Below are 22,619 nucleotides of genomic sequence, written 5' to 3' on the forward strand. Positions count from 1 at the left end.
TGAAATTCATGGAGAGGTGAGAAGGGTCAGCGTTTCAGCAGGAAATCCAGAAGAAGCGCCGTGGCACGGCCTCGATGGCTGATGGCGTTCTTTGCGTCAGGACTCATGCAGGCAAAGCTGACAGGACTTTCATTCGGCTTGAACACAGGGTCATAGCCGAATCCTGCACTCCCCTGCGGGGCGGTGAGGATCTCACCCTCCACCTTCCCTTCGAAGAGGTGTTCACACCCGTCAGCCAGAAGGGCTATGACGGTCACAAAACGGGCCGAGCGCCCGCTGATTCCGTCCATGTTCTTAAGCAGCAGAGCCATATTGGCCGCGCTGTCGTGGCCCGGACCTGCATATCGGGCCGAATAGACTCCCGGAGCACCGTCAAGAGCATCGACCATCAGACCGGTATCATCCGCAAAACAGTCGTAGCCGTAATGCTCCCTGACATAGCGGGCTTTCATGAGAGCGTTGCCGCTGAGCGTGTCGGCGGTTTCCGGTATGTCCTCATGGCAGCCTATGTCACTGAGCGACAAGATTCTGAACTTATCGCCGACAATGCGGCGGATCTCTTCGAGCTTATGTTGGTTATTTGTGGCAAATACTATTTCCTGCATATTATTATTTAACGTCAAAAGGGCTCCGTTATTGCTTTCAGCCGTTGATTTTAGCATCCGGAGAGGGCATTTTCACAGCGATCTCACAACACAGCCTCCCACCGGCAGCGCCGGTCAGCCGCGCCAACGCGGACCCCGGCGCTAATTTGCATTTGTAAATACAGCGAGAGGCTGATTTTCAACACCTTCATCAAATGTTAATAACTTCTTGATTTTTTCACGTCTTTTTTACTGTTTAGTTTTGCAAATTTTTGTAATTTTACACCCTCTAACGCTAACCCATTTTGCCGACACACTCCGCACATGCCTGAAGAAGTCTACCACATACCCGCCCTTCTGCCTGAAACCATCCAAGCCCTTGACATACGGCCTGATGGAATCTACGTCGACGCCACTTTCGGTGGCGGAGGCCACTCACGTGCGATCATGGAGAACCTCGACGCATCGGAAGGGGGCCATCTCTACTCTTTCGACCAGGACGAGGACGCTGTCAGGCGCGCTCCGTCAGACCCGCGGTTCACGATGGTCTACTCCAACTTCCGCTTCATCACCAACTTCATGCGCTACTATGACGTTGATGAAGTGGACGGAGTGCTGGCCGACCTTGGTGTTTCGTTCCACCACTTCGACGACACGGAACGCGGCTTCTCCTTCCGCTTCGACGGACCTCTGGACATGAGGATGAACCGACTGGCCCGTCGCTCGGCCTCCGACCTGGTCAACAACCTGCCGGAAGAGAAGATTGCCGAAATCCTCTACATCTACGGCGAGCTGAAACAGAGCCGCCAGATGGCCCGCTCGATCGTGAAAGCCCGCAACGAGGAGCGGATCGAGACAATCGGACGCCTGACCGAGGCAATCCGCCCCCACATCGACCCCCGGAAAGAGAAAAAAGAACTCGCCCAGGTCTTCCAGGCTCTGCGCATCGAGGTCAACGACGAGATGAGCGCACTGAAAGCCCTGCTCGAAGGCGCCCTGAAAGTCCTGAAGCCCGGCGGACGGCTCGCGGTCATCACCTACCACAGCCTCGAAGACCGCCTGGTCAAGAACTTCATGAAAACAGGCAACTTCGCCGGAAATGTCGAAAAAGACTTCTTCGGAAAGATCACGGCGCCCCTGAAGCCTCTGGGCGGAAAACCGATAGTCCCCTCGGCAGAAGAAACCGAACGCAACCCACGCTCGCGCAGCGCAAAACTCCGCGTGGCCGTGAAACTCTGAATCAAAGAACAACATCTCAACCCTCATATACCCCCTCAGAAAGATGAAAGCATCCATTATCACACGCCTCTTCCGCGGCCAGGTGCTGTCGAGCGACTTCTTCGCCCGCCACTGGCTCCCGGTGCTCATCTGCATCGTGGTGATAATGGTCTACATAACGACCAAATACACCTGCCAGACAAACATGGAGAAAATCGCCGCTCTCGAACGCACCCTTGAGATCGTCAACAACGAGAAAGCCCGCGAGCGCAGCGCCTTCATGGGGCGCATCCGTGAGACGTCCATGCAGCAGATGGTCGACTCCCTCCACCTGAATCTCAAAGTGCAGTCACAGCCTCCCTACAAGATTCCAAAGTAACCCCTTGCCGAACCTATCCACCGATCCATCCCACCTCTCAACTCCCAATTTTCTTCAGACATCGTGAAAAAGGACAACCGAAGCAACATACTTCTGCGCTATGGACTCGTGATCGTGTTCATTCTGCTTCTGTCGGCGAAGATCGTATCGAAACTCGTCGACAACACCGTCATTGACGCCGACAAGTGGAACGAACGCGCAAACGCCCTGCTGACCCAAAGCAAAGTCATAGTGCCCCCGCGCGGCAACATCCTCGCCTCCGACGGAAGTGTCCTCGCCACGAACCTGAACTTCTACACCGCCCGACTCGACTACCGCGCCGAGAAATTCAACGAGAAACTCCTGCGCGACACAATCGACTTCCTTGCCGCCGACATGGCCCGGCTCTTCCCCGTCCGCGATGCCAAAGGCTGGAAAAAACACCTTCTCGCACCGCTTGACAAGAAACGCGACGAGCGTCCGAGAGCCTACAAGCTCCTGAGCGGACTCTCACACGCCGATATGGAGACCATGCGCACACTGCCCTTTTTCAGCGTCAAGAACCGCAACCGCACGGGTCTGACGTTTGAAAAATACATGCGCCGCTTCAACCCCTACGGCGACATGGCGCGCCGAAGCATCGGCGGTGTCGGCGAAACGACCGAAAGCAAGGAGATCCACGGCATCTCAGGCCTCGAAAAAGCCCTTGACTCCCTCCTCTACGGCAAGATCGGTTACAGCAAGATGATCAACCTGACCAAGAAGATCACCGACTGGACCGATGTCCCGGCTGTCCCCGGCAGCGACATCGTCACAACGATCGACATCAACATGCAGGACATTGTCGAGAGCGAGCTGAACAATGTCCTCGACACCTGCGGAGCCGACTGGGGTGTGGCAGTGCTGATGGACGTGAAGACCGGCGACATCAAGGCAATCTCCAATCTTGAACGCAATCCCCGCGGACCGGGCTATATCGAGGCCCGCAACCGCGCAGTGATGGGCTATGAACCCGGATCTGTCGTAAAGACCCTCTCGATGATGATCGCCGTTGAAGACGGCATTGTCACCGATCTGAACGAAACTTTGCCTACCGGAAGCGGATGGGCCTATGCGGGCGGACGCGCCATCACCGACGCCCACCACTCGACCTCGATCCGCGTCGGCGATGTGCTCGAACAGTCGTCGAACATCGGCATGGCCCGCATCATCACCCGGAAATACAATGACAACCCCGGCGCTTTTTATTCGCGCGTCAAGCAACTCGGCTTCCTCGAACCGCTCAACACAGGAATCGCAGGCGAGGTTCCGCCGCGCTTCGACAGCATACCCTCTGACCGCGGAGGACGCATAGCCCTTTCACGAATGAGCTACGGCTATGCGACTGAAATTCCGCCGCTCTACACCCTGGCAATCTACAACGCCATCGCCAACGACGGTGTCTTCGTGCGCCCGCGCCTTGTCAAGCAGATAAAGGGTGCGGTTGACTCGGTGTTGCCCGTCACCTTCATGGGCAACGGACGCGCCTGCTCGCCGCGCACTGCCAAAATCGTGCGCGAGATGCTGACAAACGTCGTCTGGGGTGACCACGGAACCGGACGCTTCCTGCGCAACAACACTGTCAGAATAGCCGGAAAGACCGGAACCTGCTACATGATCGAGAACGGGGCCTACAACCAGGGGAAAAAGCGTCTGGCTTTCTGCGGATTCTTCCCGGCGGAAAACCCGATGTACTCCTGCGTCGTGCTGACCTGCCATCCGACCAAAAACTTCTTCGGCGCAGCGACTACCTCCGGCCAGGTGCTGCGCAACGTGGCTCTCAAACTCTACTCCCGCGGCCTGCTTGGCAACAGTTCGGACTACCGCGAGAACACCCCCTCGGCAAACGCGCCCACCTTCTATGCCACTCCCGGCAAGAATCCATACGAAAAAGTCAAGGCCGACTTCTCCATCCCCTCGCGCCGCACCCTCCGCAATCCGGCACCACCGGCACCCGGAGGTGGAGTCCCCGATGTCAAGGGCTACGGTCTCCGGGACGCAGTCGTGGCACTTGAGAACGCCGGCTACAACATTGAATACTCCGGTTCCGGCTATGTACGCTCCATGAGCCACAGCGCCGGATCTCATCCCCCGAAAGGCACCCGCATCCGGCTCGTGCTCGCCAACTGAAAAAATTTCCTCTTACTCCTCTCCCAAACAGACAAATTACTGAAACAATAGTCAAACACTACATATATATAATCTAAGGTGAAAAAGCTCAACGAACTGCTCGCTCCGGTGCAAACCATCAAAGTCATCGGCAGCGACGAAAAAATGATTTCGGGCCTGACATCAGACTCCCGTCAAGTGAGTGAAGGGACTCTCTTCGTGGCAGTTCCAGGCGTCAGCGTCGACGGCCACAAGTTCATCCCCATGGCCATCGAGAAAGGGGCCACTGCCATCGTCTGTCAGGAACTTCCCGAAGACCTCTCGACGCATGTCACCTACATCGTTGTCCCCTCCTCGCCGGTCGCTCTGGGCTATCTCGCCTCACAGTGGTGGGACAACCCCTCGCGCAAACTGAAACTTGTCGGAGTCACCGGAACCAACGGCAAGACGACAACCGCCACTCTGATCTACGAGATGGCCCGTCTGCTCGGCCACAAGGCCGGGCTGCTCTCGACTGTGTGCAACTACGTCGACGACACAGCCTATCCGACCGACCACACAACCCCCGACCCGCTCACCATCAACGAGCTTCTCCACCGCATGGTCGAAGCCGGATGTGAATACGCCGCGATGGAAGTAAGCTCCCATGCAGCCGACCAGCAGCGTATAGCCGGACTCCACTTCGAGGGTGGAATTTTCACCAATCTCACCCGCGACCATCTTGACTATCACAAGACATTCGAAGCCTATCTCGCCGCCAAGAAGAAATTCTTCGATATGCTCCCCGCCGGATCATTCGCGCTGACAAACGCCGACGACAAAGTGGGAGAGATCATGCTCCAGAACACCCGCGCACGCCGTCTGACCTACTCGCTGCGCTCCGAGGCCGACTTCCGCGGGCGCATCGTCGAATCGCGTCTCGACGGCACTCTTCTGAGCCTCAACGGACATGAGGTCGAACTCCTCTTCACCGGCAAATTCAACGCCTACAATCTCACAGCCGTCTACGGCGCCTGCATCCTGATCGGATGGGAGAAGGAGGATGTGTTGCGCGAGATGTCACGTCTCGTTCCCGTGGCCGGACGCTTCCAGGCCTTCCACTCGCCCAAAGGCTACACTGCGATCGTGGACTACGCTCATACACCTGACGCTGTTGTCAACGTGCTCAACGCCATCCGCGAGGTGATCGGACGTCAGGGCGAGATCATCACCGTGGTCGGCGCAGGCGGCAACCGCGACAAAGGCAAACGCCCAATCATGGCCCGCGAGGCCGCAGCCCGCAGCGAACGCCTGATCCTGACCTCCGACAACCCCCGTTTCGAGGAGCCTGAAGAGATTCTCCGCGACATGGAGGAAGGTCTCGACGAGGAAGCCCGCACCCGCACACTCCACATCACTGACCGCCGCCAGGCAATCAGGACCGCAGCATCGCTCGCCTCAAAAGGCTCGGTGATCCTCATCGCAGGCAAAGGCCATGAGGACTATCAGGAGATCAAGGGTGTCAAACACCACTTCGATGACCGTGAGGTGGTCCGCGAGATTATCGCCGCCGAATCCAAACCCAAACAGTAGGAAAGGTGTTAATGAACTGACGAAAACCCTCCAAAGGGGTGTTTAATAACAAGAGTTAAAACTTATTTGAAGTGCTTTATTATCTTTTTGACCTTCTGCAAGACAGCCATATCCCCGGATCGCGACTGATGACCTACATCACCTTCCGTTCCGGCGCCGCATTGCTGCTCTCGCTTTTCATCGCTCTGGTATTCGGTCGCAAGATCATCGACCGTCTGCAACTGATGCAGGTCGGGGAGATCATCCGCGATCTCGGTCTGGAAGGACAGATGCAGAAGACCGGAACCCCGACAATGGGTGGAGTCATCATCATCATCTCCATCCTGATTCCCTGTCTGCTCGTCGGCGACCTGAGCAACATCTATATGATCCTGATGCTGATAGCCACCGTCTGGCTCGGCACCCTCGGTTTCTGTGACGACTATATAAAGGTAGCCAAACACGACAAGGAGGGCATGAAAGGGAAATTCAAGATCATCGGCCAGGTCGGTCTCGGACTGATCGTCGGTCTGACCATGTATCTCAGCCCTGACATCACCCAGCGTGAGATCATCCCTGTCACCTATTCGGAAGAAAATACCGAGACCATCATGGCAAGCGAAAGTCAGGATGTCAAGTCGACGCAGACCACAATCCCCTTCGTCAAGAACAACAACTTCGACTATGCCTACCTGACCCAATGGATGGGCGACTATGCCCAGGCCGGCGGATGGATAGTGTTCATATTCGTGGTCATCGTCGTCGTGGCGGCGACAAGCAACGGCGCCAATCTGACCGACGGACTTGACGGCCTCTGCGCCGGAACCTCGGCGATAATATGCGTGGCCCTGGCGATCATGGCCTATCTGGGAGGCAACGTGATCTACTCAACCTACCTCAACATCATGTACATACCGCAATCGTCGGAACTCGTGGTGTTCATGTCGGCCTTCATCGGGGCGCTGATCGGCTTCCTCTGGTACAACGCCTATCCGGCCCAGGTATTCATGGGCGACACCGGATCGCTGACGATCGGCGGCATCATCGCCGTCTTCGCCATCCTCATCCACAAGGAACTGCTGATCCCGATACTCTGTGCGATCTTCTTTGTCGAAGACCTCTCGGTGATGCTCCAGGTGGCCTATTTCAAATACACCAAACGCAAATACGGCAAGGGACGGCGCATCTTCAAGATGACACCACTCCACCACCACTACCAGAAACCCGGCAATTCAGGCATCGAGGCCCTGATCCAGGCTCCATTGCGGGCCATCCCGGAACCCAAGATCGTCACTCGCTTCTGGATCATCGGGATCTTCCTCGCAGTGATCACATTCGTAACCCTCAAAATCAGATAATACCCGTCGCACTACACATATATAATATATAGTGACATATAAATATATAGTGACAGCTAACAACAGCATAAAAATGGCAAAAAATCTCGTCATACTCGGCGGAGGTGAGAGCGGTGTCGGCGCCGCCATCCTCGGCAAGGAAAAAGGAATGAATGTTTTTCTCAGCGACTATGGAACCATAGCCGCACATTATCGCCGTATGCTCGACGATGAAGGAATCGAATGGGAAGAGAGTGGCCACACGATGGAGCGCATTCTCGCGGCCGACGAGGTGGTCAAAAGCCCCGGCATCCCCCCGACAGCTCCTGTCATGAAAGCCATCGCGGAAAAAGGCATCCCCGTAATCTCCGAAATCGAACTCGCCGGACGCTACACGGATGCGAAAATGGTCTGCATAACAGGCAGCAACGGCAAGACAACCACAACGCTGCTCACCTACCATATCCTCAGGAACGCAGGAATCAACGTCGGTCTGGCAGGCAACGTAGGCCGCAGCATGGCCCTCCAGGTCGCCCGCGAGAAGCATGACGTCTACGTCATCGAGCTTTCGAGCTTCCAGCTGGAGAACATGTATGACTTCCGCGCCAACATCGCTGTGATCCTCAACATCACTCCCGACCACCTCGACCGCTACGACTACAAGATGCAGAACTACATCAACGCCAAGTTCCGCATCCTCAACAACCAGACCCCTCAGGACGCGTTCATCTACTGGCAGGACGACCCCGTCATCACCAGCCAGCTCGAACGCATACGCACCGAGGCCACACTTTATCCCTTTGCCGAACACCGCGAGCCGGGCTGCCACGCCTACGTTGACAACGACAGCGACGAAGCATCGCTCATCATCGACACTCCGAAGACATCCCTGAAAATGCCCCGTGCCGAACTCTCGCTCAACGGCCTCCACAACCTCTACAACTCGATGGCAGCCGCCCTCTCGGCCTGTCTGCTCGACATCGACAAGAAGGAGATCCGCGGCGCTCTCGGCGATTTCGAAGGAGTCGAACACCGTCTGGAATACACCGCGACAGTCAACGGCGTCCGCTACATCAACGACTCCAAGGCAACCAACGTCAATTCATGCTGGTATGCGCTGGAATCAATGCCCGCCGACACCGTGCTAATCCTTGGCGGCAAGGACAAGGGCAACGACTACTCCGAAATCCTTCCGCTGGTCAAGGAAAAAGTAAAGGCCATCATCTGCATGGGCAAGGACAACACCAAACTCCTCGACTTCTTCACCGGAGAAGTTCCTGAGATCCATGACACCCATTCGATCGAAGAAGCCGTTTCGACAGCCGCAGCCATCACCCGGTCGGGCGACACCGTGCTCCTCTCCCCCTGCTGCGCCAGCTTCGACCTTTTCAGCAGCTACGAGGACCGTGGACGCCAATTCAAGGCCGAAGTCCGCAAACTCGAATCTAAATAAGAAACAGAACCGAATCCCTAATCCCCCATCCTCTCCATAAGTTCATGGCAGTCCAGAGTCAGACAATATCCTCATCCGGCGAACACTCAACGGCCAAACCCAAAGCCGTCGCCAAAGCCGACAAACACATCTGGGGCATCTTCATCGGCCTCTGCATCATCTCGATCATCGAGCTGTACAGCGCATCATCGCGCGAAGTGGCAGGCTCCTCGATCGGAGTGATGGGCCCGATTCTGCGTCATCTTGTGATGCTTGCCGGTGGCACCTTCGTCGTATGGTTCCTCTCCAAGCGCCACTACTCCGACTTTATCCCCTTCACCCTCGGTTTCGCACTTGTCAGCGTGGCCATGATGGTCTACGTCATGTTTTTCGGCGAAATCGTCAACGGCGCCCGCCGGTCGCTGACCATACTCGGAATAGGCATCTATCCGGCTGAGATGGTCAAACTGTCGGCAGTGCTGCTGATAGCCCTTGTCATGACCTGGAATCCCAATACCAAAAAGGTCGGTGTGACGTCGAACGCCGTAAAATACTCCGGCGCGATTGTCCTGCTGCTCAGCGGACTGCTGATCGAACAGGGCCTGACAAATACTCTGCTGCTTCTGGCCATCAGCTACTCGATGATGATTGTCGGCGGCGTGAAATTCTCCCATCTGTTTGTGCTGACGCTCGCCTATCTGGCGCTTGGCGCCCTTTTCGGCATCTATCTATACTGGAGTGACTCGCGGTCAAAGGATATCCCGGCTGATGCAGAGCAGGAGATCGAGATGGTGGCCGATGGGACCGCAAAGAAAAATCCATCGCGTCTCGACACCTGGATGGCCCGTATCCAGCGCCATAACAACGACTCGATACCCAAATGGGACATCCCCGCAGTAGGCAAGAACCGTCAGGAAATTCTCTCCTACATGGCCCAGGCCCACGGAGGCATCCACGGCGTAGGCCCCGGCAACTCCCGCGAGGCCTCTCGCCTCCCACTGGCCTTCTCCGACTATATTTTCGCCATCATCGTCGAGGAACTCGGTCTGATCGGCGGCCTTGTGGTGCTCATGCTCTACCTCTGGCTGCTCGGACGCGCCTCAGGAATCGCATCGCACTGCAACCGAACCTACCCCGCGCTTGTTGTCATTGGTATGGCGGTCATGATCGCCTTCCAGGCGCTCTTCCACATCGCCATTGTGACCGGCGTCTTCCCCGTCTCCGGTCAGCCGCTCCCGCTGCTATCCAAGGGAGGCACCTCGATCCTCGTAACCGCCATAGCCTTCGGCATAATGCTCTCAATCAGCCGCACGGCAACACGCCAGGGCGGCAAGAAACAGGACATCCGCGACGAAATCGACGCCCTGCCCGAACAGTTCGGTGCTGAAAACCAGATGCAGTTGTAGAATCTTAGCGGACCACTTCACAGAATGCACTGATCATCAATCTCTTTATTTATCGCCACATGAATGAAGAACAGATTAAAATAAAGCGTGTGCTGATCTCCGGCGGAGGTACCGGAGGCCACATTTTCCCGGCTCTTTCGATTGCCAACGCCGTCAGGCGACGTTTTCCGGAGGCCGAAATCCTCTTTGTAGGCGCCCTCGGACGCATGGAGATGGAACGAGTTCCCGCCGCAGGTTACCGGATCGAGGGTCTGCCGGTAGCGGGTTTCGACCGCAAACGCCTCTGGCGCAACTTCGGAGTACTGTTCAAGCTCTGGAAATCGCTGCGCAAAGCGCGCCGCATCGTGCGCGACTTCCGTCCGGACATTGCAGTCGGAGTCGGCGGCTACGCGAGCGGACCGGTGCTCAAACAGGCTCAGAAACATGGTGTCCCCACTCTGCTCCAGGAACAGAACTCCTATGCCGGAGTGACCAACAAACTTCTTGCAAAAAAAGCAAAAGCCATCTGTGTGGCCTATGACGGAATGGACCGCTTCTTCCCGGCGGAAGTTATCACCAAGACCGGCAATCCCGTGCGGACCGATCTTGAAAACTGCACCCTCACCCAGGCCGAAGCCAAGAAGAAACTCGGTTTCGATCCGGAAAAGCCTCTGATACTCACTGTTGGCGGCAGTCTCGGCGCGCGCACTGTCAACGAGGCCATTGCCGCATCGCTTGACATGCTTCGCGACAAGGAGGTAGGGCTGATGTGGCAGACCGGACGCTATGGAGCGCCGCAGTTCCAGAAACTCGCCGAAAGCTATGACAACGTAAAAGCCACGACCTTCATCTCGGACATGGATGTGGCCTACCGTGCGGCGGATCTTGTCGTGTCGCGCGCGGGTGCGGGCACCATCTCCGAACTCCAGAACCTCGGCAAAGCCTGTGTGCTGATTCCCTCGCCCAACGTGGCCGAAGACCATCAGCGCCACAACGCCGAAGCACTTTCAACTCGTGGGGCGGCAGTCATGATCCTCGACTCCCAGGCTGTGGACTCCCTGCCGGCCACTTTGGAAAAACTGATCTCGAACCCCGCCGAATGCTCGGCTCTCAGCGCTGAAATCAGCAAAATGGCGCTTAAAAACGCCGATGAAAAAATTGTAGATATAATCATCAATACCATCAAAGACACGAAATGAAACACGATATCACCAAAATAGACAACATATATTTCGTAGGAGCAGGCGGAATCGGTATGGCCGCTCTCGAACGTTATTTTCTCGCTACCGGCAAGAAAGTGGCCGGCTATGACCGCACATCCACCGCTCTGACCGACGAACTGCGCTCGGAAGGAGTGGAAATCAGCTTCGACGAAAGCGCCGACAGCATTCCCGCGGCATTCCGCGATCCGGAAACAACCCTTGTGGTCTACACTCCGGCTGTTCCTGAGGATCTGCCCGTGCTGCGCTACTTCCGCGACAACGGCTTCGAGGTCCTGAAACGTGCCGCCGTGCTGGGTCTGATCACCCGCAACAGCCGCTCGCTGTGTTTCGCCGGAACCCACGGCAAAACAACCACCTCATCCATTGCCGCCCACATCCTCAACAGCGGCTCTTTCGGCTGCAACGCCTTCCTCGGAGGCGAAATGCTCAACTACGGCACCAACTTCCTGCTCGCGCCCCAGTCGGCGTTCAGCGTCATCGAGGCCGACGAGTTTGACCGCTCGTTCCATCATCTCACCCCGACCGTAGCCGTCATCACCGCAACCGATCCGGACCATCTCGACATCTACGGCACCGAAGAAGCCTATCTCGAAAGCTTCGCCCGCTTCACCGAACTGATCCGTCCGGAAGGCGCACTGGTCATCCACGAAAACCTCAAGCTCAAACCCCGTCCGCAGGAGGGTGTCAGAGTCTACACCTACTCCCGCGACAGCGGCGACTTCCATGCAGGCTACATCCGCCGGGCCAACGGCACCATCACCTTCGACCTCATCACTCCGCGCGGCACAATCCGCAACATCAACCTCGGAGTCCCCGTCGAAGTCAACATCGAAAACGCCGTGGCAGCCGCCGCGGCAATCTGCCTGACCGAAGCATGGGAACCGGATGTAGTGCGTGAGGCAATCAGCAGCTACCGCGGCACAAAACGCCGCTTCGAGACCCACCTGAAGGAAGCCAACGGGACAGGCCGCGTCATCATCGACGACTACGCCCACCATCCCGAAGAGGTCCGCAAGTCAATCGAATCCGTCAAGGCAATCTATCCGGACCGCCGTCTGACCGTGGCATTCCAGCCCCACCTTTACAGCCGCACCCGCGACTTTGCCTCCGACTTCGCCGACGCTCTTTCAGGAGCCGATTCACTGGTGCTTCTCGACATCTATCCCGCCCGCGAAGAGCCGATCGAAGGAGTCACCTCACAGATCATCTTCGACAAAGTCCGCTGCGAAGACAAAATCTTAATTAACAAAGAAAAATTGGTGGAAACGCTGAAAAACCGTAACTTTGACATTCTTCTGACACTCGGCGCTGGTGACATCAACACGTTCATCCCCGCCATCATTGAGAATCTCGATTGATTTTACGCTTACAGTCCCCGCCTGACACAATATTCATCTCAAAACCACTGACAATTTTTTGCTCTTGTCATCAAACATCCTCTGAATGTCGCGCTACCTCACAATAATATCATCACTGCTGCTTGTGGCCTATCTGGTCATCGCACTGACCGTGACCGCCAACGAGGCGGACATGGAACCCTGCCGCGGCATGGAGATCACAATTGCCGGTACCGACGGAAACAGACACTTTGTCACTGCCGCCGAACTCTCTCGCGAGCTTGACTCCCTCCCCGACAAAGCTGCGGGAATGGCTCTGGGCAACATCAACACCCAGCAGATACGCCGCCGCCTCATCGAGATGGACAAGATCGAGGATGCCGAAGTTGTCCGCTACACCGACGGGACAATAAGAATCACGGCCACGCCGATCATTCCTGTGGCCAGAATCTTCGACGAAGGTGAGTCGTATTACATCAACCGCGCGGGCAAACGCGTCAAGGCCGACGCCCGTTTCCATAAGGATGTCCCGGTGATCGAGGGCCATTTCGATCCCTCCGACTCGGTCTTCACCCCTGAATCGCTCCTCCCGCTGCTCAACTACATCTCCAATGACTCGGTCTGGAACTCCTACATCTCCATGATCAAGGTGAAATCGCCGAGAGACATCATCCTTGTGCCCGTCATCCGCGAACACGTCATCAACTTCGGCGCTCCCGCCCATTTCGACGACAAGTTCTCACGGCTGAAAAAATTCTATTCCAAGGTGCTCCCCCTCCAGGGATGGGAGAAATATGACACCCTCTCGCTCAAATGGAAAGGACAGTTGGTGGCCACCAAGCGCCGGCGAGCACCGCAGAAGGTGGAGACAGTGCAGTATGACGACGACGAGAGCGTAGACACCGGCACGATGCTCGCGGGCGACGACGTGGCCCCCGGACAGACCATACCCGGCATGGAGGCCCACAATGAAAAGCCCATTCCGGCCGCAAGGAAAACCCCTCAAGAAAACTCAGCCGCCAAAAAGACGGAACCAAAAACTGAAAAAATCAACTGAAAACCCAATACATCTCCATGGAAGAAAAATATATAGTGGCTCTTGAAATCGGGAGCTCGAAAATAAAAGGTGCGATCGGCACCGTTGACCCTCAGGGCACTCTGAGCGTGAAATCTGTCGAAGAGGAGAAACTCTCTGACGGAGTGCGCTACGGCTGCATACGCAACGTGGTCGAGACGGCCACGGCAATCCGCAACGTGATCGAGCGTCTGGAGATGCGCGAGCCGGGACGCAATGTGACCGGTGTCTATGTTTCGGTCGGCGGACGCTCTCTGATGGCCCAGGGCATTGAGATCGAGCGCCGTCTGCCCCACGAAATGGAGATCACGGGCGAACTCATCGCCGACATGACCCGCGATGCGCTCAACTATCAGATCCACGAGCGCACAATCGTCGGCGTGACTCCCAAGGAGTTCCGCGTGGACAATTCGCCGACAAACCGCGCCGTCGGAATGTTCGGTTCCCACGTCTCGGCCCGTCTGAACCTGATCAGCTGCCGCAATCAGCTCGTCAGAAACCTCAACCATGTGCTTGACGAGAGACTCCATCTCGGCGTCCACGACATGTTCGTCCGCCATATAGCCGAAGCCGACCTTGTGCTCTATCCCGAAGAGAAGCGTCAGGGCTGTATGCTCGTCGACTTCGGTGCGGAGACAACCACCGTTTCCATCTACAAGAACGGAGTGCTGCTCTACATGGTCACAATCCCGATGGGCTCACGCAACATCACCCGCGACATCACCGCGCTCAACTATCTCGAAGAACGCGCCGAAGAGCTTAAGATCGACGGCGGCAACGCCCTCAGCACCCCCGAACCGGCAGCCCTCCCCACCAACGGCCTGACCGATTTCGGCCAGATCAACAACTATGTCTCGGCCCGCGCGGGCGAGATCATCGCCAATATCAACGAGCAGATAAAATATGCCGAACTGACTCCCGACAAGCTGCCCGCAGGCATCATCCTCGTTGGCCGCGGATCGAAACTCAACGGCTTTGACCGCCGGTTGGAGAACCTCACCACAATGAAGGTCCGCTACGGCAGTCCCGTAAACCGTCTGCGCATACTCGACGGACGCATCAACGCCACTGACCACGTCGACGTCATCTCCATCCTCGCCGCAGCCGCCAAAGACCGCGATGTCAAGGAATGTCTGAGCCGTCCGGAACCGGTGGTTATGCAGGAACCGCTCTATGTGCCTGTGGCCGAAGAACCCCGCTATCAGCAGCCGCTCTACACCCAGCCGCAACAGCCCGTTCAATCGCAGCAGCCCGTTCAGCCCGTACAGACTCAGCAGACTGTGCAGCAGCCTCAGCAGATGCAGCCTCAACAGCCCCAGCAGGCTCCCAGACCGACCTACGCCACTCACAACTATCCCCAGCCGCAGACTCAGGCACAGGCGCAGGCCGCCGCTGAAGAAAAGCCCGCTGCCGCTCCTGAAAAGAAAAAAGGTTTCTCGCTGTGGAACAACGTGCGCGAACGGCTTGTCAACCTCATGACCGAACCGGTCGAGGACGACGACATCGACAATGACAACTAACACATTCTTTATAACACCCCTTAGCAGAGCAATAGCACCTCTCTCCAGAAGCTGTTAAAAAATTCTTACTCAAAATGGAAGATCAGAACAACACCTATAATCAGGACATCTCCGACACCTCTGCATTCAAGAGCAACCAGGAAGGCTCGGATATCGCCTGCAACATCATGGCCATCGGTGTAGGCGGCGGCGGCAACAACGCCGTCAACCACATGTATGTCCAGGGCATAAAGAATGTGTCCTTCGTAAATATAAACACCGACCACCAGACCCTCTGCCACTCGCGTGTGCCCCACACCCTTGAGATCGGCGACGGCCTCGGCGCCGGCAACAAGCCCGAAAAGGCCCGTGACTTCGCCGAGGAGAGCGCCGATGAAATCGCCGCCCTCTTCGACGACCAGACCAAGATGGTGTTCATCACCGCCGGCATGGGAGGCGGAACCGGCACCGGTGCCGCTCCCGTCGTGGCCCGCATCGCCAAGGAACGCGGCCTGCTGACAATCGGCATCGTCACCATCCCCTTCCTCTTCGAAGGCCAGAAAAAGATCCGCAAGGCGATCGCTGGTGCCGACGAGATGGCCAAGCATGTCGATGCCCTTCTCGTCATCAACAACGAGCGTCTCGGCGAGATCTACGGCGACCTCGACTTCCTCAACGCCTTCGGCAAGGCCGACGACACTCTGTCGATCGCAGCCCGCTCCATCTCCGAGCTGATCACCTGCAACGGCCTGATCAACCTCGACTTCAACGACGTCGACACCACTCTGCGCGACGGCGGCGCGGCCATCATCTCGACCGGCTTCGGCGAGGGTGAAAACCGAGTGACAAAGGCTATCCACGACGCCCTCAATTCACCGCTTCTCAAAAACCGCGACATTCTCGGCTCCAAGAAGCTGCTTTTCAACCTCTTCTTCAACCCCAACGCCGAAGAGAAGTTCCTCATGAGCGAAACACGCGAGATCACCGACTTCATCGGCTCGATCAACACCGATGTGGACGTGATCTGGGGTGTAGGCTTCGACGAAAACCTCGGCAACGGCGTGAAGATGACCATTCTTGCGGCAGGTTTCGATGTGACTCTGCGCGAGGAGGAGGAAGAAATCATGTCGGGCGGCGCTTCGAGCGGCTTCGGATTCTCGATGGGAACACCCGGCTCACGCCCCTCCACACCCGTCGGCACCGAACGTCAGGCCGCTCCCGCCGCAGTCCCTCCTGCCCCCAAGGCACCTGCAAAACCCAAAGAACCGGAAGTCTCTGACGAACGCCTCGCCGAGGAATACGGCCTGACCAAAATCAAGGATCTGACCGAAGGCAAAGACCGCTCGTCGACAATCGTTCTCGGTCTCAACCAGCTCGACGACGATGCCGTCTGCGACATTCTGGAAAAATACCCGACCTACAAGCGCGACCGCAAGATCGTGGACGACGTGCGCAACGGTGCCCTCGACGGCAGCGCCAACCTCTCAGCCACCCACAGCGCCCCCGGCTCCACACCCCAGACCTTCAGCTTCGGCTAAAGAAATTCAGGGTGTTACAGAACCATTCTACCGGTAGGGTGATTGTTGCAAAACCATGATTCGCAGTAGGGACGCTTTTTAAAGCGTCCGCAATTGCCGTGGAATCCGGCCCTTCTACGGCAGGAAATTGATTGTAATCGGTTTGCGACAATTGATTGTGACCGGTTTGCGACAAGAGCTTCAAAAGGCAGGCCGCGTCAGCGGTCGGTAGAATCCAGGCCACTGCAAGGGCGCCGTAGGTGTCCGCAGCTGTGGTAAAATGGAATTTACATAACATTATAAGAGCGCCGTAGGTGCGAAACACGTCAACACATGTTTCGCACCTACGGCGCTCTTTTTCGGGGGAGGGGGTATCGATAACCACAGCTGCGGACACCTACGGCGCCCTTGCAGTGGCCTGGATTCTTTAGGCTGCTACGCAGCTTCGCTTCGCATTGAAGCCATTATGCAGCCCCGGCGCATCAGATTCTTTAGGCTGCTACGCAACTTCGATACGCGTTGAAGCCATCATGCAGCCAACGGCTCATCACAACCGGTAATGGCAGTAGAGAAGAATAGGCGTCTTGGCACTGGATAATGACATGTTGGTGGATACGCCAACCGATACAGTGGTGATAGCAACGCCACTGCCTGCCGACGGCCTCAATACTGCTCCTTCTCGTTGGGGAAATCCGAGCTCTTCACATCATTGATATAATTGCCGATTGCATCCTCGATGACTGTTCCGAGGTCGGCATAGCGGCGCAGGAAGCGTGGAGTGAAACCCTTGTTGATGCCGAGCATATCCTGAAGCACGAGCACCTGACCGTCACAGCCTCCACCGGCACCGATACCGATGGTCGGAATTGAAAGGCTCTGAGAGACCTTTGTGGCAAGTTCTGCCGGAATCTTCTCAAGGACAATGGCAAAACATCCGGCCTTTTCAAGCAAAAGGGCATCTTCGATAAGCTTCTGAGCCTCGGCCTCCTCGCGGGCACGGACATTGTAAGTGCCGAACTTATTGATGCTCTGCGGAGTCAGACCGAGATGGCCCATGACAGGAATACCGGCAGAGATAATGCGCTCAATCGACTCGATGATCTCCTTGCCACCTTCAAGTTTCACAGCCTCGGCATTGCTCTCCTTCATGATGCGGATGGCCGAAGCAAGCGCCTGGGTAGAATTGCCCTGATAGGTACCGAAAGGCATGTCGCAGACAACGAGAGCGCGCTTGACCCCGCGGGTCACACACTGCGCATGATAGATCATCTGGTCAAGAGTGATCGGCAGAGTGGTGCCATAGCCTGCCATCACATTTGCCGCCGAGTCACCGACAAGAATTGCATCCATACCGGCCTCGTCGACCAGGCGGGCCATAGAATAGTCATAAGAGGTCAGCATAGCGATCTTCTCGCCCTTGGCCTTCATTTCCATAAGGCGGCGGGTGGTCACCTTACGAGGATCTTCAACTGTATAGGTTGACATATATTTATTCCAATTTAAAAATATTCGAAATCGTCCGCCTCAGGCGGATTTCAGCCGACAAAGGTATTAAGATTCCTCAAACCGACAAAATTTATCTGTCTGTTGTCCGGACAGTTTCCCTTTTTCCGTGGCTTACCTACCAATATTCACGGTGTTTGCATGTAGGCAAGGAAATTATGTTTAAATTTGCCTTATGGAAAAGAAGATTATCAACCTGGATTCGATAGACGATTACAACAAACTGTACGGACTGCCTACGCTCCATCCGCTGGTGACGGTCATAGACCTGAAGCAGGCCAGTCAGGCGGTCAATCACATCAGAGTCAAGTATGGAGTCTATGCGCTGTTTCTGAAAAACGGTGTGGAATGCTCTATTCGCTACGGACGGCGCCATTATGACTATCAGGAGGGAACTGTGGTCAGTTTTTCGCCCGGCCAGATGATCGACGTGGAGATGAAGCGTGATGTCGTGGCGCCCGATGTGGTCGGACTGCTGTTTCATCCCGATCTGATCTACGGCACCCCTCTGGGCGACAAGATCTCGGATTTCAGCTTCTTTGACTACTCGCAGATGGAAGCGCTCCATCTTTCGGAAGATGAACGTGGCATTTTCCTTGACTGTCTTGACAAGATCAGACGTGAGCTTGAACATCCGGTGGACCATCACTCGGCTGCACTGCTGTCGGCCAACATCCAGTTGCTTCTGGAGTATCTCCACCGCTTCTACGACCGCCAGTTCATCGTGCGCCACAAGGTCAATTCCGACATTGTCAGCCGCTTCGAGCGTGAACTGAAAGCCTACTTCGAACGCGACAGCCGCGCCGATACCGTCCCCTCTGTGGCCTATTTTGCCGAGAAAGTCAACCTGACTCCGGGCTATTTCGGCGATCTCGTAAAAAAGGAGACGGGCAACACCGCTCAGGAGATGATCTCACGTCAGGTGGTTGCCGTGGCCAAACACCGTCTGGCCACCAGCGCCGACGACATCAGCATCATTGCCTATGACCTGGGCTTCCAGTATCCGCAGCACTTCACCCGCCTGTTCAAGCGCCTGACCGGCCAAAGCCCCCGCCAATACCGCGAACACCTCAGCCTGAACTGAACGGGCCGCCGCACAATTCATAGCTATATTTATTTCAATGCCTCGATTTTAGCAATGGTGGAATCCGGCAAGATGTCTATGCCATAAAATAAATGGCTACTCTTATATCCTAAGAAATCTATATATTTGAGTATAAGCGCATATTTGCTCTGTGTCCCCGCCATGTCAATGTTACCGTTCTCATCAAAGCATATAGCCTCATGGTGAGCTATGCGGTTGCGGAAAGTCTTTATCTCCTGAAGTTCGTTGAACACCGCCCTTTGGCCCAATCCGGCAGTGCGATTAGGAAATATGCGCAATAAGTTCTGCCCCCCAAGTCTAAACGGCTGTCGCGTAAACAAGTGTGTCCAGAAGCCGAAAGAGACAGAGGAAACAACACGGTCGTTTGTATATCGTCCGTTTTGCCGAAGCATAGCGATTATCCGAAGCACCTCATTTTTCTGCGGCGCATTTTCAATCATACCCCCGGATTGCATCTGACTCTCCATCCACTCGGCATCATTGAATACGCTTTGATAATGAGCATTTATGGCATTACGAAGCACTACCTCAAAGATGTTCAATATGCCATAGAACTTTTGGCACAACTTTACGTTATGCCTATACAGAATCAGTGCTTTGGCTGTATTACCGCCACAAGCGACTAAATATTTATTGAGGCGTGCCGGAGAAAACGCCTTTTCATACTCGGAATATTTCACTTCGTGATTTTTAACGTATTGCGATTTGCAAAATTACGAATCTATTTCTAACTTTGCAACGGAATCCCCTGAGTGTCCCTGTCTTCGGACAAACCTCAGGGTTTAGTTTTTTTAAGCTACCCCATAATCCAGGGTGGCTTTTCTTGTATCTTTTCCACTGCGACGCCACACCAAGTCCTCCTACATGAAATGAACGGACCGACGTAAAAGATCAGTTTTGCAAATTCTGATTATTTGTTCTAATTTTGCTTCTACAAAACCGAAATCTATTTACCCAAGAAATTTTGCAAAATATGAAAAGTGATCCCAAGGACTGTCTCTACTGCACCAACAACGAGACTCTCCACAATCTGATGATCGAAATCGCCAAGCTTGACGTGTCAAGAGTTTTCCTTTTCAAGGAGCAGACCTACCGCGGCCGCTGCCTTGTGGCCTATGACGGCCATGTCAACGACCTGTTCGAACTGAGCGACGAGGAGCGCAACGCCTTCATGAAAGACGTGACCCGCGTGACCCGTGCAATGGACCAGGTGTTCCACCCCGAAAAGATCAACTACGGCGCTTACAGCGACAAACTCTCCCACCTTCACTTCCACCTGGCCCCGAAATATGTCGACGGTCCTGACTACGGAGGCACATTCCGCATGAATCCGGGCGAGGTCTACCTCAGCGACGAAGAATATGCCGACATGGTAGCAAAAATGAAAGCGGCCCTATAAAAATTAAAATATTCTTTATAAATTTGCAGTCGGAGAAAGCAACCGATGTCACCACCCCCTGTGGGACAGATGCTTTCCCCGACTTTTCACATATCATAGACCTGCTACATGAGTTACAGCTTCCTTGACCTCCTGTGTCTTTTAGGATCAGTCGCTTTGTTCCTCTATGGAATGAAAGTGATGAGTGAAGGCCTCCAGAAGGCTGCCGGCGACCGGCTTCGTACAATCCTTTCGGCAATGACCCGAAACCGATTCACCGGAATGCTAACCGGCATAGTGATAACCGCACTTATACAAAGCTCCTCTGCCTCGACCGTCATGGTGGTCAGCTTTGTCAACGCCGGACTCATGACTCTGGCCCAGTCAATGGCCGTTATTTTCGGCGCCAATGTCGGAACGACATTCACGGCGTGGATCATCTCTCTCTTCGGCTTCAAGGTCGACACCTCCGCATTTATTCTTCCGCTGATTGCCTGCGCGGTTCCGTTGCTCTTCGCCAACGCCAGCCGCAAGAAGTCAATCGGCGAATTTCTTATAGGCTTCGCCCTGATGTTCATGGGCCTGGACATGATCAGCGACTATGTCCCTGACCTGCAAAGCAATCCTGAGATGTTCGCCTTCCTCGAACGCTATGCATCGATGGGCTTCGGATCAGTGCTGCTCTTCATGCTGGTGGGCGTGGTGCTCACGGCTGTGATCCAGTCGTCAGCGGCGACGTTCGCCATCGTCCTGATCATGTGTACGAAAGGCTGGATCTCGTTTGACCTTGCCTGCGCGGTGGTGCTCGGCAGCAATATCGGAACCACCATCACACCGCTGCTCGCCTCTATGAGCGGAAATGTGGCGGCAAAGCGCACGGCGATGGGCCACCTGCTTTTCAACCTTTTCGGTATCCTCTGGACACTCGCCGTCTTCTTCCCCTTTGTCCGTCTCAACGTCCACATCACCGAATGGCTCGGACAGGGTAATCCTGACGACATATTCAGATACGTCAACGACATCGAGCTATCCGACCCGCAGCTCTACAACAGCATCTTCGACGGCAGTCTTCCCGCAGGCCATCCGGTGCTCGCAAAGATAGCCCAGATGCAGTTCAGCGTCTCCTTCGGACTGTCGATGTTCCACACCGTCTTCAACCTCATCAACGGTGCGATCATGATCTGGCTGACAGGCTTCTATGTCAAAGTCGTGGTCAAGCTGCTCCCCGCCAAGCACAAGGAGGAGGAAGAATTCCAGCTCAAGTTTATCGCCGGCGGTCTGATGAGCGCTTCGGAACTCAACATAGCTCAGGCAGAGAAAGAGATAGTGGTCTATGCCCAGAGAGTCCAGCGGATGATCGGCATGGCCCAGAACATAGTCCACAACAGTTCAGGCAACGAATTCACCAAACAGTTCTCACGCCTGGAGAAATACGAGGAGATCTCCGACCGAATGGAAATCGAGATCGCCAACTATCTCAACCGTTGTTCGGAAGGCCGTCTGTCAAACGAAGGCAAACACCGCATCGCCGCAATGCTGCGCATCGTCAGCGAGATCGAGAGCATAGCCGACTGCTGTTACGGAGTGGCCAGAATCCTCATCCGCAAGCAGGAAGGCCATGTGACCTTCAACGACGAGATCTCACGCAACATCGACTCGATGTTCATCGCCGTCGAGGCCGCCATGACCAACATGCTCCTGCTCCTGCGCAACTTCGAGACCGCCGAGCAGTCCGACATCATCAATTCCTACAATCAGGAACGCGAGATCAACAACATGCGCAATCAGCTGCGTGTGGCCAACGTAGAGAACATCAACAACCATCACTACGAATATCAGGCCGGTATCTACTACATGGACATCATCGGATCGCTTGAAAAGATCGGCGACTACATCATCAATGTGGTCGATGAAGTGAAAGACCAGTTCCGCAAAAAAGCTGTCTGAACCCAATCTTACCCACCTGAAA

18 protein-coding genes are annotated in these 22,619 nt (G+C 55.4%); 15 read left to right on the forward strand and 3 right to left on the reverse strand.

The window, feature by feature from the left end; translation table 11 throughout:
- Positions 1-26: 26 nt before the first annotated feature.
- On the reverse strand, positions 27-605 hold the full coding sequence (locus K2H17_RS01770; RefSeq protein ID WP_300130681.1) for a non-canonical purine NTP diphosphatase: 579 nt from the start codon (positions 603-605) through the stop codon (positions 27-29).
- A gap of 303 nt (positions 606-908) precedes the next feature.
- On the opposite strand from K2H17_RS01770, the gene rsmH reads away from it, so the two are divergent.
- From rsmH to ftsZ, 12 genes are all read left to right on the forward strand, one after another.
- A complete protein-coding gene (rsmH, locus tag K2H17_RS01775) occupies positions 909-1,823 on the forward strand; it encodes a 16S rRNA (cytosine(1402)-N(4))-methyltransferase RsmH (protein ID WP_300130684.1) in 915 nt (304 codons plus the stop codon).
- Positions 1,824-1,866: 43 nt separating this feature from the next.
- A complete protein-coding gene (locus K2H17_RS01780; RefSeq protein WP_300130686.1) occupies positions 1,867-2,181 on the forward strand; it encodes an FtsL-like putative cell division protein in 315 nt (104 codons plus the stop codon).
- Positions 2,182-2,244: 63 nt separating this feature from the next.
- Positions 2,245-4,329 carry a penicillin-binding protein gene (locus tag K2H17_RS01785; protein ID WP_300130688.1) on the forward strand — a complete coding sequence of 695 codons (2,085 nt, stop codon included), beginning with the start codon at positions 2,245-2,247 and terminating at the stop codon, positions 4,327-4,329.
- A gap of 78 nt (positions 4,330-4,407) precedes the next feature.
- On the forward strand, positions 4,408-5,880 hold the full coding sequence (locus K2H17_RS01790) for a UDP-N-acetylmuramoyl-L-alanyl-D-glutamate--2,6-diaminopimelate ligase (RefSeq protein WP_300130692.1): 1,473 nt from the start codon (positions 4,408-4,410) through the stop codon (positions 5,878-5,880).
- Between the two features lie 71 nt (positions 5,881-5,951).
- Positions 5,952-7,217: a phospho-N-acetylmuramoyl-pentapeptide-transferase gene (gene mraY, locus K2H17_RS01795; protein ID WP_300130695.1), complete on the forward strand. Its 1,266-nt coding sequence runs from the start codon at positions 5,952-5,954 to the stop codon at positions 7,215-7,217.
- Between the two features lie 73 nt (positions 7,218-7,290).
- Complete coding sequence (murD, locus tag K2H17_RS01800) at positions 7,291-8,649, forward strand: UDP-N-acetylmuramoyl-L-alanine--D-glutamate ligase (protein ID WP_300130698.1); 1,359 nt, start codon at positions 7,291-7,293, stop codon at positions 8,647-8,649.
- Positions 8,650-8,693: 44 nt separating this feature from the next.
- Complete coding sequence (locus tag K2H17_RS01805) at positions 8,694-10,034, forward strand: FtsW/RodA/SpoVE family cell cycle protein (protein ID WP_300130701.1); 1,341 nt, start codon at positions 8,694-8,696, stop codon at positions 10,032-10,034.
- 59 nt (positions 10,035-10,093) lie between these two features.
- Complete coding sequence (murG, locus tag K2H17_RS01810; protein ID WP_300130704.1) at positions 10,094-11,212, forward strand: undecaprenyldiphospho-muramoylpentapeptide beta-N-acetylglucosaminyltransferase; 1,119 nt, start codon at positions 10,094-10,096, stop codon at positions 11,210-11,212.
- Positions 11,209-12,594: a UDP-N-acetylmuramate--L-alanine ligase gene (murC, locus tag K2H17_RS01815; protein WP_300130707.1), complete on the forward strand. Its 1,386-nt coding sequence runs from the start codon at positions 11,209-11,211 to the stop codon at positions 12,592-12,594. Before murG ends, murC begins: the two co-directional genes overlap by 4 nt.
- Before the next feature lie 85 nt (positions 12,595-12,679).
- Positions 12,680-13,630, forward strand: coding sequence for a hypothetical protein (locus K2H17_RS01820; RefSeq protein ID WP_300130710.1), 951 nt, complete (start codon positions 12,680-12,682; stop codon positions 13,628-13,630).
- 17 nt (positions 13,631-13,647) lie between these two features.
- A complete protein-coding gene (locus K2H17_RS01825; RefSeq protein ID WP_300130713.1) occupies positions 13,648-15,168 on the forward strand; it encodes a cell division FtsA domain-containing protein in 1,521 nt (506 codons plus the stop codon).
- A gap of 167 nt (positions 15,169-15,335) precedes the next feature.
- Positions 15,336-16,685, forward strand: a complete 1,350-nt coding sequence (gene ftsZ, locus K2H17_RS01830; RefSeq protein ID WP_300130741.1) for a cell division protein FtsZ — start codon at positions 15,336-15,338, stop codon at positions 16,683-16,685.
- A gap of 642 nt (positions 16,686-17,327) precedes the next feature.
- On the opposite strand, the gene panB is transcribed toward ftsZ, so the two are convergent.
- A complete protein-coding gene (gene panB / locus K2H17_RS01835) occupies positions 17,328-18,149 on the reverse strand; it encodes a 3-methyl-2-oxobutanoate hydroxymethyltransferase (RefSeq protein ID WP_300130715.1) in 822 nt (273 codons plus the stop codon).
- Between the two features lie 193 nt (positions 18,150-18,342).
- Here panB and K2H17_RS01840 point away from each other — a divergent pair, with 193 nt between their 5' ends.
- Positions 18,343-19,251 carry a helix-turn-helix domain-containing protein gene (locus K2H17_RS01840; protein WP_300130716.1) on the forward strand — a complete coding sequence of 303 codons (909 nt, stop codon included), beginning with the start codon at positions 18,343-18,345 and terminating at the stop codon, positions 19,249-19,251.
- Positions 19,252-19,280: 29 nt separating this feature from the next.
- Here the strand turns inward: K2H17_RS01840 and K2H17_RS01845 are convergent, their stop codons facing one another.
- Positions 19,281-19,952, reverse strand: a complete 672-nt coding sequence (locus K2H17_RS01845) for an Abi family protein (RefSeq protein WP_300130718.1) — start codon at positions 19,950-19,952, stop codon at positions 19,281-19,283.
- Positions 19,953-20,245: 293 nt separating this feature from the next.
- On the opposite strand from K2H17_RS01845, the gene K2H17_RS01850 reads away from it, so the two are divergent.
- The gene (locus K2H17_RS01850) at positions 20,246-20,671 is read left to right on the forward strand and encodes an HIT family protein (RefSeq protein WP_300130720.1); all 426 of its coding nucleotides are present in this window, start codon (positions 20,246-20,248) and stop codon (positions 20,669-20,671) included.
- Positions 20,672-20,779: 108 nt separating this feature from the next.
- Complete coding sequence (locus K2H17_RS01855; protein ID WP_300130722.1) at positions 20,780-22,597, forward strand: Na/Pi cotransporter family protein; 1,818 nt, start codon at positions 20,780-20,782, stop codon at positions 22,595-22,597.
- The last annotated feature ends 22 nt before the right edge of the window (positions 22,598-22,619 follow it).

The sequence above is a fragment of the Duncaniella sp. genome (genome assembly GCF_029054785.1).
Lineage (GTDB): Bacteria > Bacteroidota > Bacteroidia > Bacteroidales > Muribaculaceae > Duncaniella.